Annotated in this window: 5 protein-coding genes; 2 read left to right on the top strand and 3 right to left on the bottom strand. The window is 38.8% G+C overall.

Annotation, left to right across the window (positions count from 1 at the left end):
- The coding region (locus tag ACR2F7_RS08325) for a porin family protein (RefSeq protein ID WP_432713119.1) at window positions 1-538 on the top strand (538 nt) is incomplete at its 5' end.
- 127 nt (window positions 539-665) lie between these two features.
- Window positions 666-944 (top strand): hypothetical protein, encoded by a 279-nt coding sequence (locus tag ACR2F7_RS08320; protein WP_432713118.1) that lies wholly within the window; start codon window positions 666-668, stop codon window positions 942-944.
- On the opposite strand, the gene ACR2F7_RS08315 is transcribed toward ACR2F7_RS08320, so the two are convergent.
- The 3 genes from ACR2F7_RS08315 to hppD all read right to left on the bottom strand — a co-directional run bounded on the left by ACR2F7_RS08315 (window position 941) and on the right by hppD (window position 3,881).
- Window positions 941-1,852 carry a YihY/virulence factor BrkB family protein gene (locus ACR2F7_RS08315; protein WP_432713117.1) on the bottom strand — a complete coding sequence of 304 codons (912 nt, stop codon included), beginning with the start codon at window positions 1,850-1,852 and terminating at the stop codon, window positions 941-943. The two genes, ACR2F7_RS08320 and ACR2F7_RS08315, sit on opposite strands and share 4 nt — an antisense overlap.
- A 33-nt stretch (window positions 1,853-1,885) precedes the next feature.
- Window positions 1,886-2,626, bottom strand: coding sequence for a DUF72 domain-containing protein (locus tag ACR2F7_RS08310; RefSeq protein ID WP_432713116.1), 741 nt, complete (start codon window positions 2,624-2,626; stop codon window positions 1,886-1,888).
- Between the two features lie 292 nt (window positions 2,627-2,918).
- Window positions 2,919-3,881: a 4-hydroxyphenylpyruvate dioxygenase gene (gene hppD, locus ACR2F7_RS08305; RefSeq protein ID WP_432713115.1), complete on the bottom strand. Its 963-nt coding sequence runs from the start codon at window positions 3,879-3,881 to the stop codon at window positions 2,919-2,921.
- Window positions 3,882-4,036 lie beyond the last annotated feature (155 nt).

The following is a 4,036-nucleotide window of genomic DNA, read 5'->3' as shown; positions in this document are numbered from 1 at the left end:
AGCAGCATTTAGTCAGTTGATACCTAGTTTTCAATTGGGTATTAAAGGAGGAGCCAACCTTTCAAAGTTTTCTACGTCGGGCACTTTCGATAGTGAAAACCGCGCTGGATATTATGTTGGTTTCTGGACCCGTGTTGGTGCCGCAGGCATCCATTTGCAACCAGAGGTATACCTTTCTGGAAAAAACACTAAAATTAAAGCAAATAACGGTGATGTAAATGATGTAAGATTTACCAGTCTGGATGTTCCTGTTTTGGTAGGTACAAAATTCGGCGCTGCAGGTGTAGGTTTACGCCTGAACACTGGTCCGGTTTTCTCTTTTATGTTAGATGATGAGCAGAAATTTGGAAACGCAGTAAGCAATGTAGCCAACCTTGACTTTAAAGGTCAAAATATGGCATGGCAGTTTGGTGCAGGCTTAGATATTGGCAAAATCGGTATTGATTTAAGGTATGAAAAAGGTTTGTCTAAGGTTCACAAAAATCCTGATACCAAACTTGATCTATTTACCCTGGGATTAGCCTTTCAATTGTTCTAAAACATATAGTTTTCAACATTTTAGCTAAAAGGGTAAACATTTGATGTTTACCCTTTTACATTACCATAGAATTTTGATAACTTCAACCTTTGTAACCGCAACCACCACATCTTTAACCTGCAAAGCCATGAAAATTAAAGAATTATTACTCAACGGAAACAGCTTTTCTCTCTTTTTAAATCAGTTCTCCATGAAGGCTGAAGACATCAATATTCAAAATGAAGATTTGATTGTGTTTGATTTGAACAACCAACATCAGGAATCACAGAAAGAGGATATCTGTATCCAGGGTAAGAACAAGGATGGTGCCCTTAATTTCTTTGGTACTTTACATTACAACCTGCTCAATCAGCTTGCTGTTTTTGAAATGCATGGTTATGAAAAGGTAAATGAACTACCTAATTAAAACACTTCTTTAATTTCATAATTGTAAGCCCCTTTAATGGGACGGATAGGCGTTTGATGTGCATCGCTTAATACCTTGACAAAGCAGGCCCCAAAGTAGAAGATAAAGGAAGAATAAAATACGAAGAGCATAATGAGTACAATAGATCCTGAAGCACCATAAATGTTTCCGATGTTACTCAATGGAAGCATAATCCGCAGTATAAACTTTCCTAACGTAAAAAAGATTCCTGTTAAAATACCGCCCCTAATGGCATTGCGCCATGTTGGTCGTCCATTGGTTAAAAACCTGAATAATACGGTGAACCAGGTGGTCACAATGGCGATAAACAGCACTTGATTAAGGATGGTCAGGAATATTTTACCGAAAAGTGGTGCCGTAGGATTGATGTAGGAGCCTATAACGGCCTGAATGCTGTCTGTCATTAAACCTACAAACAGCAGTATTCCGGCAAGGACAATGACTACTAAGGCGCGCCCGCGTAATTTTAATTTAAAATAGAAAGTTGAATGTTCCTTGATACCGATGGACCAGATTTGGTCCATTGAGTTTTTAATGACACTGAATAGTGTAGTTCCCACAAACAAAAAGAAGACAAAACTAACCAGTGTTGCATACCAATGCTGGTCTATTCCCCTGATGTTTACCAGCGTTTCTTTTACCTGCGTAGTACTGCTGTCGTCAAATAAGTTCGAAAGGTTATCAAATATCCTTGTCGCAAAGGTCTTCCTGTCTATGAAATAGCCAAAGAGTTTAATTAAAATCAGTATGATAGGGGGTAAGGCAAAGTTGGCAAAAAAGGCCGTAGCTCCGGCTAAGCGCAGGGGGTCATTTTTTTGAAACAACTTGAATGCCGCTCTAAAGTGTACAATGAACCGTTTTGCCTCGTGTATTATATTTGTAAACATTCTTTTTTTACCCCGTTTTGATTCCGAAAATAGTTATTTTTCATGAGAGAAGGACTTAAAAATTTCCTGAAGTGATTTTGCATTGTATATCGCATTGGTATTGATGTCGTTATTAAAATAGATATAGGCTTGTTCAATTCCTTTCATTTGCCATACTTGTTCAGCAAATGTTTCTAATTGGGCATCGGTATATTTTGAAGCATAAAGCTGGTTCTGGCCATGGAAACGGTAGTAAAAAAGCTTGCTGTTCTGAACGGGTGTTGAGGGGAGGCTAGGGTGGCTCATGCCGCAAAAGCTGATGCCATGCTTTGCTAAAGCAGCATAAACATCTTCGCGCCACCAGCTTTCATGCCTGAATTCCATTACATTGGGGAAAGCAAGATCCAGACTGCTGACAATTTTCTCCAGCTTCTCTTCATGATAGGTGTACGTTGGCGGTAGCTGGAATAGGCAACAGCCACATTTTTCTTTTAAGCCCTGCAGTACGGTACTGTAAAAATCATCAAGCAAGGTTTTACAATCATTAAACTTTTTATAATGGGTAATTAAGCGTGGTGCTTTAACGGAAAAGCGGAAGTCGGGATCGCTTTTCTCATACCAGCTTTCTAAAACACTTAATTGTGGGAAACGGTAAAAGGTAACATTGAGTTCTAGTGTTTCAAAATATCCTGTATAGTAATTAAACCAGTTTTTTACGGCCAGCTTTTCAGGATAAAATGTTCCCCGCCAATGTTTATAATGAAAACCGGAGCAGCCGATATACCAATTCTCCATAGAAGTTAATTTCTGTAAGGCAAAATGTGAGTGTTGCCATCTAAAAAGGAACAGTAAAAACAATACTTTGTTTCCATTTTAACGAGTGTTTACTTTATCAATAATATTCGCTTAAATTTATTTACAAAATGTGATTTATCTATAGGCCGCTGTGTAATTGATGAATAAATAAAATGCTGCATCATGATGAATGGTGCAGGATCTTTCTGCTATTTAGGTGGTTAATTTGCTAACAAAAAAAGGCCGTATCACTTTTCAATGATACGGCCTATTGATATATGGTAATAGAATTTTATAAATTCCCTCTAAGTGCTTGTTCTCTTTCCAAAGATTCAAATAAAGCCTTGAAATTACCGGCACCAAAAGATTGGGCACCTTTTCGTTGAATAATTTCGAAGAATAAGGTAGGTCTGTCTTCCACAGGTTTGGTGAAAATCTGCAACAGGTAACCTTCTTCATCGCAATCTACCAGGATACCCAGGCTTTTTAATTTCTCAATTTCTTCGTCTATATGACCAACACGCTCAGGCATCATGCTGTAATAAGCTTCAGGTGGAGGGCTTAGAAATTCTACACCACGGGATTTTAATTCTATTACGGTGCTGAGGATATCGTTGGTTGCTACTGCAATATGTTGTACACCTTCGCCTTCGTAATATTCTAAATACTCTTCAATCTGCGATTTCTTTTTTCCTTCTGCAGGCTCGTTGATAGGAAATTTAGAATAGCCATTGCCATTACTCATCACTTTACTCATTAAAGCAGAATATTCTGTATTGATCTGCTTGTCATCGAAAGAAAGAATATTGACAAAACCCATTACTTCTTCATACCATTTCACGGTTTCGTTCATCCTGTTCCACCCTACATTGCCCACACAGTGGTCAATATATTGTAAGCCGGCCACGGGAGGATTGTAGTCGCTGATCCAGGGTCTGTAACCCGGTAAGAAAAGTCCAGTATAATTTTTGCGTTCTATAAAAAGATGCACGGTTTCACCATAAGTGTAAATTCCAGACATGCGTACCTCTCCAGATGCATCACTTTGGGTAACAGGCTGCAGGTAAGGTTTTGCACCACGTTTGGTCGTTTCTTCAAAAGCGGAATAGGCATCATCTACCCATAAAGCTAATACTTTAACTCCATCGCCGTGTTTTTTTACATGTTCAGCAATTTCACTGTCAGACTTTAAAGCAGTAGTTAAGATCAGGCGTATTTTCCCTTGTTGTAATACATAGGACGCCCTGTCGCTCACAAGTCGGAGGCCAAGCGGTCTTAGGAAGACAAGGCATATTATCAACTCCTTGGCTCACAGAACGACATGGCTACGATCCGACTTAGGGAAAATACGCCTGATCTTAACTACTGCTTTAAAGTCTGACAGTGAAATTGCTGAACATGTAAAAAAAC

The sequence above is a fragment of the Pedobacter sp. genome, assembly GCF_045628745.1.
Taxonomy (GTDB): domain Bacteria; phylum Bacteroidota; class Bacteroidia; order Sphingobacteriales; family Sphingobacteriaceae; genus Pedobacter.
This window is presented reverse-complemented; position numbering and strand designations above follow the sequence as displayed.